This window comes from Modestobacter sp. SYSU DS0875 (genome assembly GCF_054050915.1).
Genome location: NZ_JBJHAH010000035.1, coordinates 12,164 through 24,758 on the forward strand (window position 1 = coordinate 12,164; position 12,595 = coordinate 24,758).

The 12,595-nt window shown below is 74.2% G+C and carries 7 protein-coding genes and 1 tRNA gene; 6 read left to right on the top strand and 2 right to left on the bottom strand.

Annotated elements, in window-relative coordinates:
• The first annotated feature begins 9 nt into the window (after positions 1–9).
• The 4 genes from ACI79Y_RS17115 (at position 10) to ACI79Y_RS17130 (ending at position 4,142) form a co-directional block, all read left to right on the top strand.
• A complete protein-coding gene (locus ACI79Y_RS17115; protein ID WP_457159673.1) occupies positions 10–939 on the top strand; it encodes an ABC transporter permease in 930 nt (309 codons plus the stop codon).
• Positions 936–1,955 carry an ABC transporter permease gene (locus ACI79Y_RS17120; RefSeq protein WP_457159650.1) on the top strand — a complete coding sequence of 340 codons (1,020 nt, stop codon included), beginning with the start codon at positions 936–938 and terminating at the stop codon, positions 1,953–1,955. Before ACI79Y_RS17115 ends, ACI79Y_RS17120 begins: the two co-directional genes overlap by 4 nt.
• A gap of 79 nt (positions 1,956–2,034) precedes the next feature.
• Positions 2,035–3,114 carry an ABC transporter ATP-binding protein gene (locus tag ACI79Y_RS17125; RefSeq protein WP_457159651.1) on the top strand — a complete coding sequence of 360 codons (1,080 nt, stop codon included), beginning with the start codon at positions 2,035–2,037 and terminating at the stop codon, positions 3,112–3,114.
• Entirely contained in the window at positions 3,111–4,142 is a 1,032-nt protein-coding gene (locus ACI79Y_RS17130; protein WP_457159652.1) for an ABC transporter ATP-binding protein, read from the top strand. Before ACI79Y_RS17125 ends, ACI79Y_RS17130 begins: the two co-directional genes overlap by 4 nt.
• Before the next feature lie 4 nt (positions 4,143–4,146).
• On the opposite strand, the gene ACI79Y_RS17135 is transcribed toward ACI79Y_RS17130, so the two are convergent.
• Complete coding sequence (locus ACI79Y_RS17135) at positions 4,147–5,760, bottom strand: phospholipase D family protein (RefSeq protein WP_457159653.1); 1,614 nt, start codon at positions 5,758–5,760, stop codon at positions 4,147–4,149.
• A 111-nt stretch (positions 5,761–5,871) separates the two neighbouring features.
• The gene (locus ACI79Y_RS17140; protein ID WP_457159654.1) at positions 5,872–7,551 is read right to left on the bottom strand and encodes a helicase-related protein; all 1,680 of its coding nucleotides are present in this window, start codon (positions 7,549–7,551) and stop codon (positions 5,872–5,874) included.
• Between the two features lie 497 nt (positions 7,552–8,048).
• Here ACI79Y_RS17140 and ACI79Y_RS17145 point away from each other — a divergent pair.
• Both ACI79Y_RS17145 and ACI79Y_RS17150 read left to right on the top strand, forming a co-directional pair.
• Positions 8,049–8,135, top strand: a tRNA-Ser gene (locus tag ACI79Y_RS17145).
• 193 nt (positions 8,136–8,328) lie between these two features.
• Positions 8,329–12,579 carry an ExeM/NucH family extracellular endonuclease gene (locus tag ACI79Y_RS17150; protein ID WP_457159655.1) on the top strand — a complete coding sequence of 1,417 codons (4,251 nt, stop codon included), beginning with the start codon at positions 8,329–8,331 and terminating at the stop codon, positions 12,577–12,579.
• Positions 12,580–12,595 lie beyond the last annotated feature (16 nt).

Genomic DNA, 12,595 nt, shown 5'->3' on the forward strand with positions numbered 1-12,595 from the left:
GGGTACCTGCTGCGGCGCACCGGGCAGTCGCTGGTCGTGCTGGTCGGGGTGAGCATCATCGTGTTCGCCCTGGTCCACCTCGTCCCCGGCGACCCGGTGCGCCTGGCGCTGGGCACCCGGTTCTCCCAGGAGAGCTACGACGCGCTGCAGGCGCGGTCCGGGCTGGACCAGCCGCTGGTGCAGCAGTACTTCAGCTGGGCGGGCCGGGCGCTCACCGGCGACCTGGGGGTCAGCTTCCGCAGCGGTGAACCGGTGACGGCGCAGATCCTCGAGCGGCTGCCGGCGACGCTGACCCTGGCGTTCGCCGCGATCGTCGTCGCCCTGCTGATCGCCGTCCCGCTGGGCACGATCTCCGCGCTGCGCCCCCGGTCGCTGGTCGACCGGGGGGCCACGGTGCTCAGCCAGATCGGCATCTCGGTGCCCGACTTCTGGATGGGCATCGTGCTGATCCTGGTCTTCGCCGGCACGCTGGGCTGGCTGCCCTCGGGCGGCTACGTGCCGCTGACCGAGGACCCATGGGGCTGGTTCCAGCGGCTGATCATGCCCGCGGTCGTCACCGGCGTCGTCTCCGGTTCGGTGATCACCCGCTTCGTCCGGTCCAGCGTGCTGGAGGCGCTGGGCCAGGACCACGTGCGGACGGCGCAGGCCAAGGGGCTGCCGGCCCGGCAGGTGCTCAGCTGGCACGTGCTGCGCAACGCGCTGCTGCCGCTGGTCACCGTCACCGGGGTGCAGCTGGCCTACCTGCTCTCGGGGGTGGTCGTGGTGGAGATCGTCTTCTCCTGGCCGGGGCTGGGGCAGCTGGCCCTGCAGGCGGTGCAGGCCCGCGACTACCCGGTGCTGCAGGGCGCCGTGCTGCTGTTCGCGCTGGTGTTCCTGCTGGTCAACCTGGTGGTCGACCTGCTGTACAGCCGGCTGGACCCGAGGATCGCGCGCCGATGACCACCCCTGCCGACCCGGGCCCGAGCCCGGCCACCGAGCCCCCGGACAGCGGGCCCTACGGGTCCGCCACCGTCGGGACGCCGACCGCCGGGGCGCGGACCACCGGGCCGAGTGACCAGCCGACCGGTCAGCCGACCGCCCCGCTGCGGCCGGCGCGACCGCGCTGGCGGGAGACGCTCGGCCTGCTGCTGCACAACCCGACGGCGGCCGTCGCCGCGGCGTGGATCCTGCTGATGGTCGTCGTCGCCCTCTTCGACGACCAGCTGGCCCCGCAGGGCCCCAACGAGATCTCCGTGGCCGACCGGCTGCAGTCGCCGAGCGCCGAGCACCCGTTCGGCACCGACGACCTGGGCCGCGACGTCCTCTCCCGGGTGATCCTGGGGGCGGCGGTCTCGCTGCGGGTGGGGCTGGTCGCGGTCAGCATCTCGCTGGTCGTCGGCACCCTCATCGGGCTGCTCGCCGGTTTCTACGGCAAGTGGGTCGACGACGCCCTGATGCGGTTCATGGACATGCTCTTCGCCTTCCCGGCGGTGCTGCTGGCGATCTCGATCGTCGCGATCCTCGGGCCGGGCCTGACCAACACCACCATCGCCATCGGCATCGTCTACATCCCGATCTTCGCCCGGGTCACCCGCTCCAGCGTGCTCAGCGTGCGGGAGGAGGTCTACGTCCGGGCGTCCCGGTCGGTGGGCTCCTCGGATGTGCGGCTGCTCTTCCGGCACGTGCTGCCCAACGCCGCTCCGCCGATCATCGTGCAGACCTCGGTCAGCCTGGCGTTCGCGGTGCTGTCGGAGGCGGCGCTGTCCTTCCTCGGGCTGGGCACCCAGCCGCCCGACCCGTCGTGGGGGCTGATGCTGTCGGAGGGCCGCGGCTACATCGAGCTCGCCTGGTGGATCGCGGTCTTCCCGGGGCTGGCCATCTTCCTGCTGGTGCTGTCGTTCAACCTGCTCGGTGACGGGCTGCGCGACGTGCTGGACCCGCGGCAGCGGACGGCGATGAGCGGAGGCCGCCAGTGAGCGGACAGGGGCGTGAGCATCGCAGCGAGCGCCAGCGAGCGAGGAGCGGAGCGCTCCGCGGGAGCGAACGGGTGATCCAGTGAGCGGACAGGGGCGTGAGCCGGTGCTGGAGGTCGAGGACCTGCGGGTGCGGCTGCGCACCCCGCGCGGACCGGCCGACGTGGTCAACGGGCTGAGCTACACCGTCGGCCGCGGCGAGACCGTCGCCGTGGTGGGGGAGTCCGGCAGCGGCAAGAGCGTCTCGGTGCTCGCGCTGATGGGGCTGCTGCCCGACGGGGTCGCCACCGTCAGCGGGGCGGCCCGGCTGGACGGCGAGGACCTGCTGACCATGCGCCCGGACCGGCTGCGCCAGGTGCGCGGGCCGGGGATCGGGATGGTCTTCCAGGACCCGATGACCTCGCTGAACCCGGTGCTCACCGTCGGGCGCCAGCTCGTCGAGGGCATCCGCGCGCACGACGACGTCGGGAAGGCCGCCGCCCGCACGCGCGCGGCCGAGCTGCTGGCGGAGGTGGGGCTGCCCGACCCGGGCAAGGCGTTGGACCGCTACCCGCACGAGCTCTCCGGCGGCATGCGGCAGCGGGTGATGATCGCGATCGCGCTGAGCAGCTCCCCGGCGCTGCTGATCGCCGACGAGGCCACCACCGCCCTCGACGTCACGGTGCAGGCACAGATCATCGAGCTGGTCGAGCGGCTGCAGCGCGAGCACGGCACCGGCGTCGTCTGGATCACCCACGACCTGGGCGTGGTCGCGGGCATCGCCGACCGGGTGCTGGTCATGTACGGCGGGCGGTGCGTGGAGGACGGCACGGTCGACGACGTGCTCGAGCACCCGGCGCACCCCTACACCCGGGGCCTGCTGGGTGCGCTGCCCGACCTGGCGGAGCCGCGCGCCGACGGCTCGGTGCCCGACCTGGCCACGGTGCCCGGCACCCCGCCGGCGCCCACCGACCTGCCGGCCGGCTGCGTGTTCTGGCCGCGCTGCCCGGTGCGCGCCGACCCGCGCTGCGAGACCGAGCAGCCGCCCCTCGCCGTCCTCCCCGTTCGCCAGAATGGCCATTCTGGCGGGGAGCTGCCGCACCGGGCGGCCACCTGGTGCACCGAGGACGCCGGAGCGGCCTCCGGTGCGACCGCCGCAGGCGTCACGGGAGCGGGCCGATGAGCGACGACGACGTGCTGGTCTCCGCCCGCGGCCTGGAGGTGCACTTCCCGATCCGCTCCGGGGTGCTGCGCCGGACCACCGGCGCGGTGCGGGCGGTCGACGGCGTCGACCTGGAGATCCGCCGCGGGGAGACGCTGGGCCTGGTGGGGGAGTCCGGCTGCGGGAAGTCGACGCTGGGCAACGCGCTGCTGCGGCTGGTCGAGCCGACCGGGGGCACGGTCACCTTCGACGGCACCGACGTCACCGCGCTGAACGCCCGGGAGCTGCGCCGGATGCGGCGGCGGGCCGGGATGGTGTTCCAGGACCCGTTCGCCTCCCTCGACCCGCGGCGCACCGTGGCGCAGACGGTCGCCGAGCCGCTGGAGGTGCACGGACTGCACCCCGGACGGCGGGAGCGCGCCGCCCGGGTGGGGGAGCTGCTGGAGCTGGTCGGACTGGACCCGGCGGTGGCCGGGCGGTACCCGCACGAGTTCTCCGGCGGGCAGCGGCAGCGGGTCGGCATCGCCCGGGCCCTGGCCGGGGAGCCGGACTTCCTGGTCTGCGACGAGGCGATCGCCTCCCTCGACGTGAGCGTCCAGGCCCAGGTGCTCAACCTGCTGCGCGGGCTGCAGCGGCGGCTGGGGCTGACGCTGCTGTTCATCTCGCACGACCTGTCGGCCGTGCGGCACGTCTCGGACCGGATCGCGGTCATGTACCTGGGCCGGATCGTGGAGGTCGGGCCGGCCGCGGCGGTGGGCAGCGAGCCGCAGATGCCCTACACGCAGGCGCTGCTGTCCGCCGTCCCCGTGCCGCACCCGTCGGTGGAGCGCAGCCGGGAGCGGATCGTGCTGCGCGGCGACGTCCCGTCGCCGGCGGCGGTGCCCAGCGGCTGCCGGTTCCGCACCCGCTGCCCGTACGTCTTCGAGCCCTGCGACGACGTCGACCCGGCGCTGCAGCCGGCCGGCGTGCCCGGCCAGCTCGCCGCCTGCCACCTGCACGGCGTGGCCGGGACGCCGGTGGCCGAGGAGGCCGGCGCGGCGCCGGCCTGAGGGCTCACATGCGCCGGCGGGCCCGGAGCCGCAGCGGCCGGCCGTCGGGGTCGATGACGACCCGGTAGACCGGTGCGGCGAGCAGCCGCTTCCACCACGGCGGATCGGCGACGACGTGCGGGCGGAGCCGGCCGGGGGGACGGGGCCCGCGCCGTCCGCCCGCGTGCCAGGCGTCCAGAGCGGCCGCGCTGCGCCGCAGGACCGCGGCGGCCTCGTCCGGGTCGACCAGGTCGCCGTCGTCGCCGTCGGCCCGCTCCAGGTGCTCGCGCATCAGCCGCAGCCGCAGGTCGCGGGCGAAGCGGCGCGCACCGTCGCCGCGCCCACCCGGGTCGGCCGGCTCGCGGGGGTCGCGCTCGGCGTCGACGACGGCGGCGGTGAGCTCCGAGTCGTGCGTCCAGGAGCGGCGGTTGAAGTTGTCGCTGCCCACGGTCGCCCACACGTCGTCGACGATGCAGACCTTGGCGTGCACGTAGACCGGGACCCCGTGCCGGTTCTCCACGTCGACCACCTGCACCCGGTCGCCGCCGGCCGCCCGCACCATCTCCAGCGCCCGTCGGTGCCCGTAGGTGATCGGCAGGACGCTGAGCGGGCTGTCCTTGTCGGGGTGGCGCGGCACGACGACCACGAGCTGCAGCCGGGGCTTGGCGCGGAGCGCGGCGGCGAACACCCGGGCGACGTCGGTGGACCACAGGTACTGGTCCTCCACGTAGACCAGGCGCTCGGCCCGGGCCAGCACCTTCGCGTAACCGCGGGCCGCGCTGCGCTCGCCGTCCGGGGCGAACGGGTACCCGGGGCGGCGGTTGGGGTAGGTGCGCAGCAGCTGCACCGCGCACGAGCCCTCGGCCGGCGGTGCCGGCCGGGCATCCGGCAGGGACGAGGGCTCGCGGTCCTGGCCGCGGAGCAGGTCGGGCAGCACGTGCCACGGCATCCGGGACAGCTCGGCGGCGTCCTGCCAGCGCTCCCGGAACACCGCCTCGACCTCCCGGACGACGGGTCCGCGGAGCTCGACCTGGACGTCGTGCCACGCCGGGGTGTCGCCGTAGGCCGCGGCGAACGGCCGGGTCTGCGGGTCGCCGTCGTGCGCGGCACCGTCCCGACGGCTGTGCGCGACGTCGATCCCGCCGACGAACGCGACGTCGTCGGCCGGGCGGTCGCGGTGCCGGATCACGACGAACTTCTGGTGGTGGCTGCCGAGCGGCCGGACCCGCTGGTCGAGCAGGACCTCCCCGCCGGTCTCGTTGACGTCCCGGGACAGGTCGCGGTTCTGCTCGGCGGAGAACTCCAGGGTGTCCAGGTGCGACCGCCAGATCAGCCCCTTCACCACGGCGCCGCGGCGGACCGCGTCCGACAGGGCCTTCCCCACCGTCGGGCCGTCGTCGGTGAGCAGCTCGTCGGTGTCGCCGCGCCAGCCGGTCAGGTACACGTGGTCACCGCGGCCGGCGCCCGCCAGCGCCTCGGCGAGGGCAGCGAGGTAGGTGCGGCCGTCGACCAGCGGCCGCACGGCGTTGCCCTCCGTCCACGGCTGCAGGCGGGTCGAGTCGTTGCCCCGCTCGGCGGCGGTGAGGAACCAGTCCGCCAGTCCGGCCGGGGCCGGCTCACGGCGGGTCGGTCGGGTCATCCAGGCGGCTCCGTCGGTCGTCGGTGCCTTCCCTGGCCGGCCGGCGAGGGGAGGGGAACCTCCCAGTCCTACCGTGGAACCAGCCGGTCCGCTCGGGTGTCGCGGCCCGGGTCAGCCGCGTCCGGAGCGGGTCGGCCGGCGGCCCTGCCGCGAGCCGGAGCGGGACCCCGGGCGATTCCCGCGGCGGCCGTCGCGACCGCCGTCCCGCGGGCGCTCGCCGTCGCGACCCCGGCCGGCGGGCCGGGAGCTGCACGGCCGGCAGGTGCTGAACCACGGGGCGATCGCCGTGCCGCACTCCGCGCACTTCCCGGACCGGCCGATGGAGATGGCGTCGGGCAGCAGCTCGCTGATGCTCTCCGCGCACTCCTCCTCGACCCAGGCGGCGTCCTCGCTGCTGAGCCCGGCGACGCCGGGGAACTGGCGGAGCAGCGTCTGCGCGTCGCGGGCGGCGGCCGCGGCCTGCTCGAAGTCCTCCACCGAGCCGCCGCGCGGCACGTCGGGCAGCACCGTCTCGGCGGCCACCGGCAGCCCGACCGCGTGCCGCAGCGCGGCGCGGGCCAGGGTGAGCCAGCGGATCCGCCGCGGCGGGTTGTAGTCGATGGCCAGGTTGACCAGCCGCCACACCGTCTCCAGGTCGCCGGCGGCGCCCAGCGGGCCGCGCAGCAGCGGCAGCAGGGCGTGCACCCGCAGGATCAGCGGGGTGACGTCGTCGGCGGTCATGCCGGTGTCGCGGGTGGCGCGGCGGGCCCAGGCCATCCAGCGGGTGAGCGCCTCGGGCAGGTCGACGGCCTCGAACGCGCCGAGGTCGGCCAGCTCCGGCCGCAGCCGGGGTGCCCGCTTGGGCAGGTCGCTCATCTCGTCGCCGCGGGCGACGGCGGCGCCCTTGGCGACCAGCGCGGGCACCGGCTTGAGCCCGGCGACCCCGGTGAGGACGCCGACGCTGCCGTGCCCGGTGAGCCCGTACCGGCCGGCGCGACCGGCGATCTGCGCGGCCTCCCAGCTGCGCAGCGGGCGCACCTCGATGCCGTCGTACTTGCTGGTCTCGGCGAACAGCACGGTCGTCGCCGGCACGTTGATGCCGTGGCCGATGACGTCGGTGGTGACCAGCACGTCGAACTCGCCGTCGGTGAACTTCTCGATCACCTCGCGGCGGGTGGCCGGGGGCAGCGCGCCGTAGAGGACGCCGACCCGGCCCGGCCGGTGCTGGTCGAGCTCGGCGGCGACGGCGTAGACGGTCTTCCGGGAGAAGGCGACCACCAGCGTCTGCGGGCGCACGGTGGCGGGCTTGACCGGGGCGTGCAGCACGTCGAGCCGGGACAGCCGCTTGTGGTTGACGACCTCGATCGACTGCGCGTCGGCGACCAGCGGCTTGAGCAGCAGGTAGGCCTCGGCGGCGGAGATCAGGTGCATCTCGCGGAACTCGCCGGTCAGCAGCAACCGGGCCCAGTGGTGGCCGCGGTCGGGGTCGGCGACCCAGTGCGACTCGTCGAGCACCAGCAGCTCACCGCGCATCGGGGCCTTCTCCACCGTGCAGCAGACGATCGGCGCGAAGGGGTCGATCTCCTCCTCGCCGGTGGAGAGCCCGACGGTGCCCGCGGGCAGCTGGGCGGAGAGCTTGGCGTAGGCCTCGTGCGCGAGCTGGCGCAGCGGGGCGGCGTAGACCCCGGAGCCGGTGGCGGCCAGCGCCTGCAGCGACTCGTAGGTCTTGCCGGAGTTCGTCGGGCCTAGGTGGAACACGACCGACTCGGGCCGCACCGTGCGGGTGGGCAGCTCGGGGGCGGCGCCGTCCACCCAGATCTGCTGGGCGGTCTTCTCGTCGCGGGCGGCCTTGCGGTCGGCTTCGCGGGCGGCGGCCTCGCGGCCGGAGGTGCGCTCACGGCGGCGGGCGGGGGGCTGCTCGGGGGTGGTGGCAGACAGGGGGTTGTCCTTCGGTGGGGGACGGAAGCCAGGGGGAGGTCGACGCGGTGCCGCGGACCCGTTACGGCCAACAACGCACGCCTCCGACACATGCCCGGCGCCGGTCCGGGCCCTCCCTCCCCGGCCCGAGCGCCCGCCGTTGCGGGCGGGATGGCTGGGTCGGAACGGTGGCGGGCGCGCCGTGTACCCGGCCGGGTCGAGGTGGAGGCGTTCACCGACATCCTAGGCGGTGAACGCGGGCGCTGCGGCATCACCGGCCGCTGAACACCCGGTCGGCGGTGCCCCGGGCGAGGGGTGGTGGCGGGCGCGGACCGGCTCGCTCGCCGGGCGCCGGCCGCCCGTGGGGCCGGGGCGCTAGCCTCGGTGGGCCAGGAGGGCTCGCCTAGTGGCCGATGGCGGCGGTCTTGAAAACCGCTAGGAGTTCACGCTCCTCGTGGGTTCGAATCCCACGCCCTCCGCTCACCCGTCCGCGCCCGGCACCGGCCGTGCGGTGCAGGGGGCTCCCCGGGTCCGAAGGTGAACGGGACCTGTTCGTATCGACGACGTCCTGCTTCCATGTCGTCACGCGCCGTTCACACGAATGAGTGACAGTCCTCGGCGTCGTACCGATCCGTCCCACCCGGGAGGCCATCCGTGCCGTTCGCCCACTCGATGACAGCGCGCAGGGTCGCTGCCGTCACCGCCGTCGCCGTGGGGGGTGCTCTGCTCGGCGCATCTCCCGCGCTGGCGGGCGAGCCGCCCGCCGGCAGTCCGTTCATCAGCGAGTTCCACTACGACAACGGCGGAGCCGACGCCAACGAGCGCGTCGAGGTCACCGCCGAACCCGGCACCGACCTCACCGGCTGGACCCTGGTCGGCGTCAACGGGTCCAACGGGTCCACCTACGACACGCAGGAGCTCTCCGGCGTCGTCGGCGAGTCCGGCACCGTGGTCGTGGACTTCCCCGGCCTGCAGAACGGCAGCCCGGACGGGCTCGCGCTGATCGGCCCGGACGGCACGGTCGTCCAGTTCCTCTCCTACGAGGGCACGTTCACCGGCACCATCGACGGCCAGCCGGTCGAGTCCACCGACGTCGGCGTCAGCGAGACCGGCAGCGGGCCGGAAGAGGGCTCGATCCAGCTGGTCGACGGCGCCTGGGTGGTCACCGACACCAACACCTTCGGTGCGGCCAACGAGGTCGTCGCCCCCGAGCCGGAGCCCGAGCCCGAGCCCGTCGACTGCGCCACCGACGGCCTCACCGCCATCACCGAGGTGCAGGGCACCGGTGACGTGAGCCCGCTGGTGGGCGACACGGTCACCGTCGCCGGCGTCGTGACGAGCAGCCCCGACGGCTTCGGCAGCCTCTACGTGCAGGACCCGACGGCGACCCCGGGCGCGGCCTCCACCGCCGTCAACGTCTTCGGCTCCACCGACGGCCTGGAGATCGGCGACGCCGTCCAGGTCACCGGGGAGGTCGCCGAGTACAACGGCCTGACCCAGGTCGAGGCGAGCGCTGTCGCGCTGTGCAGCGAGGACGCCGTCCTGCCCGCGCCGGTCAGCATCGACTGGGCGCAGACCGACGCCGCGGAGCGCGAGTCGCTGGAGGGCATGCTCTTCCAGCCCACCGGTGACTACACGGTCACCGAGGTCTACAACCTCAACCGCTACGGCGAGGTCATGCTCGCCGCCGGCACCGAGCCGCTGCGCCAGGCCACCGACGTCGTCGAGCCGGGCGCGGAGGCCATCGCCTACGAGGAGGCCAACGCCCAGCGGGTGCTCCTGCTCGACGACGGCCGCAGCACCAACCTCAGCACCGCGGGCCTCGAGCCCAGCTACGGCTCCCTCGAGGACGCCATCCGGGTCGGCGACCAGGTCACCTCCTTCGGCGACGTCCCCTACGTCCTGGACTACCGGTACGACGCCTGGCGCGCGCAGCCGGTCACCGTCGTCACGGCCGAGACCGAGGGGACGGCCTCCTTCGACGACAGCAACCCGCGCACCGACGCCCCCGAGGAGGTCGGCGGCGACGTCCAGGTCGCCTCGTTCAACGTCCTCAACTACTTCACCACCTTCGGCGGGGACGCGCGCGGCGCCGAGAACCCCGCCGAGCTGGCGGAGCAGCAGGCCAAGATCGTCACGGCGATCAACGCGCTGGGTGCCGAGGTGGTGGCCCTGGAGGAGATCGAGAACTCGGTCAAGTTCGGGGAGGACCGCGACGAGGCGCTGGCCGCCCTCACCGCCGCGCTGAACGCCGGGGCCGGCGAGGAGCGCTGGGCGTTCGTGCCCTCGCCGGCGGTGCTGCCGCCGGTCGAGGACCAGGACTTCATCCGCAACGCCTTCATCTACCAGCCGGCCGCGGTCGAGCTGGTGGGGGAGTCGGTGGTCGACACCGACGAGGTGTGGGCCGGGCTGGCCCGCCAGCCGCTCGCGCAGACCTTCCGCGCGGCCGGTGAGGAGTTCACGGTCGTCGTGAACCACTTCAAGTCCAAGGGCTCCGCGCCCGAGGGCGACGAGGACACCGGCGACGGCCAGGGCAACGCCAACGCCACCCGGGTGGCCGAGGCGCAGCGGCTGGTCGCGTTCGTCGAGTCCCTGGAGAGCGCGCCCGACGCCACCCTGCTGATCGGTGACTTCAACAGCTACACGATGGAGGACCCGCTCGACGTCCTCGTCGAGGCTGGTTACACCAACCTCGGGGCGGAGACCGGCGAGAGCACCTACGTCTTCAGCGGCCGGGTCGGCTCCCTGGACCACGCGTTCGGTTCGCCGGCGCTGGTCGAGGACGTCACCGGCGTCGACATCTGGAACATCAACTCCGTCGAGTCCTACGGCTACCAGTACGACGGCTACCCGGGTTGGTACGACGACGACCCGTTCCGGTCCTCCGACCACGACCCGATCGTGGTCGGCCTGGACCTGGGTGAGCCGGGCAGCGGCGGCGGCGACGTCGACGGCACCACCGAGCTCCAGCTGCTGGGCATCAACGACTTCCACGGCCGGCTGGACGACGCGGTGGCCCTGGCGGGCACCGTCGAGGAGCAGCGGGCCCGGGACGACGTCGACGCCACCCTGCTGCTGTCGGCCGGGGACAACATCGGCGCCTCGCCGTTCGTCTCCGCCAGCCAGCAGGACGCCCCCACGCTCGAGGTGCTCAACGAGATGGGGCTGCAGGCCTCGGCCGTCGGCAACCACGAGTTCGACCGCGGCTTCGCCGACCTCACCGACCGCGTCGGGGTCGACGGCGAGAGCGGCCTGGCCGACTTCGCCTACCTGGGTGCCAACGTCTACGGCGCCGACGGTGAGCCGGCGCTGCCGGAGTACGCGCTGCTGGACGCCGAGGGCGTCACGGTCGGCGTCATCGGCGTCGTCACCGAGGAGACGAGCTCGCTGGTCTCCCCGGCCGGCATCGAGGACATCACCTTCGGTGACCCGGTCGAGGCCACGAACCGGGTGACCGACGAGCTCACCGACGGGGTCGGGGACGAGGCGGACGTGATCGTCCTGCTCGCCCACGAGGGCGCACCGGCGGGTGAGGCGACCAGCACGCTGGAGGCCGAGCTCGCCGCCGACACCGCGTTCGCCGCGATCGTCAACGGTGCCGACGCCGACGTCGACGCCATCTTCACCGGGCACACGCACCAGACCTACGCCTGGCAGGCGCCCGTTCCGGGCACCGACGGGACGCGTCCGGTGATCCAGACCGGCTCCTACGCGGCGGACCTCGGCCGCATCGTCCTCGCCTACGACGAGGCGACCGGCGAGGTCACCTCCTCGACGGTGGAGAACCTGGCGCTCACCGAGGTGCCGGCCGAGGAGCTGATCGCGGCCTACCCGACCGTCGCCGAGGTCGCCGACACCGTCGCGGCCGCCCAGGCGGTGGCCGACGAGGTCGGCAGCCAGGTCGTCGGCTCGATCACCGCCGACATCACCCGGGCCTTCACCACCGGCCCGGAGGGCCAGCAGGTGGAGGACCGCGGGTCGTACTCGGCCCTCGGCGGCCTGGTCGCGGACAGCTACGTGTACGGCGCCGCGGAGAGCGCGATCGAGCCGGCCGACCTCGGCCTGGTCAACCCCGGTGGCCTGCGGGCCGACCTGCTGTACGGGGAGGACGGCGAGATCACCCTGGCCGAGGCCAACGAGGTCACCCCGTTCGCCAACGACCTGGTGGTCACCTCGCTCACCGGTGCGCAGCTGGTGGAGGTGCTGGAGCAGCAGTGGCAGCCCGAGGGCAGCTCGCGGCCGTTCCTGGCCCTGGGCACCTCCGAGGAGCTGACCTGGTCCTACGACCCGGAGGCGGCCGCCGGTGAGCGGATCATCGTCGACAGCATCCGGATCTCGGGGGAGCCGATCGACCTGGACGCCACCTACCGGGTGGCGACCAACAGCTTCCTGGCCTCCGGCGGTGACAACTTCACCACCTTCGCCGAGGGCACCACGGAGGGCACCGGCCTGATCGACTTCGACGCCTTCCAGGCGTACCTGGAGGAGAACTCGCCGCTCAGCCCGGAGGGCTTCACCGACCGGGTGACCGTCGGGGAGGCCGAGGAGCCGCAGGCGCCGGCGACCGTCACGGTCTCGCCGACCACGTTCGCCCACGGTGACAAGGTCACCTTCTCGGTGACCGGCTTCGGTCCGGAGGAGCGCGTCGTGGTCACCGTCGGCGGGAAGCGGCTGGGCAACGTGCGCACCGACGCCGAGGGCGCCGCGTCGGTGCGGGTCACGGTGCCGAAGTCGGTGGGCCTGGGCGCCGTCCAGGTCACCGCGACCGGCAAGACCTCGGGGACGACCGCGAGCGTCGAGGTGCAGGTCACCGAGAAACCGAAGCCGGGCAACGGCGGTGGCAACGGTGGCGGCTTCGGCGGCGGCTTCGTGGGCCAGCTCCTGGGCTGGCTGTGGCAGCTGCTGCGGGGCTGGCTGGGCTGACCGGGCCGGGGCCGCT

Excerpts from the sequence above, each read along its gene's own strand:
- ACI79Y_RS17120 (WP_457159650.1), top strand. The coding sequence starts at position 936 with ATGACCACCCCTGCCGACCCGGGCCCGAGCCCGGCCACCGAGCCCCCG.
- ACI79Y_RS17130 (WP_457159652.1), top strand. The coding sequence starts at position 3,111 with ATGAGCGACGACGACGTGCTGGTCTCCGCCCGCGGCCTGGAGGTGCAC.
- ACI79Y_RS17135 (WP_457159653.1), bottom strand. The coding sequence starts at position 5,760 with ATGACCCGACCGACCCGCCGTGAGCCGGCCCCGGCCGGACTGGCGGAC.
- ACI79Y_RS17150 (WP_457159655.1), top strand. The coding sequence starts at position 8,329 with ATGACAGCGCGCAGGGTCGCTGCCGTCACCGCCGTCGCCGTGGGGGGT.